This window comes from Bradyrhizobium sp. Kon56 (assembly GCF_055807635.1).
The window spans coordinates 1-399 of the sequence record NZ_JBVVOU010000178.1; the positions used below are offsets into that span (position 1 = coordinate 1).

At 63.4% G+C, this 399-nt stretch carries 1 protein-coding gene; it reads right to left on the bottom strand.

The annotated features are described in order from the left end of the window. Nucleotides 1-399: NAD(P)-binding domain-containing protein (locus AC0L3B_RS38520; protein WP_473382849.1), on the bottom strand; the 399-nt coding region annotated here is incomplete at both ends.

Sequence of the window (399 nt, forward strand, 5' to 3'; positions counted from 1 at the left end):
CCTTGATCATGCGTTCGCCGTGCACTTCCAGGATCTTCGAGGAGGCAAAGCCGCCCATCAGCGCTTCACGCACTTTCGCCGGGTCGGCGCCGTTCTTGGAGGCGAACAGCAACGCTTCGGCCACCGCCTGGATATTGAGCGCCACGATGATCTGGTTGGCGACCTTGGCGGTCTGGCCATCACCGTTACCGCCGACCAGGGTGATGTTCTTGCCCATCGCCTGGAACAGCGGCAGCGCGCGTTCGAAGGTTTGCTGCTCGCCGCCGACCATGATGCTCAAGGTGCCGGCCTTGGCGCCGACTTCACCACCGGACACTGGCGCATCCAGGTACTGCGCGCCGGTCGCGTTGATTTTTGCCGCGAACGCCTTGGTGGCGGTGGGGGAGATCGAACTCATGT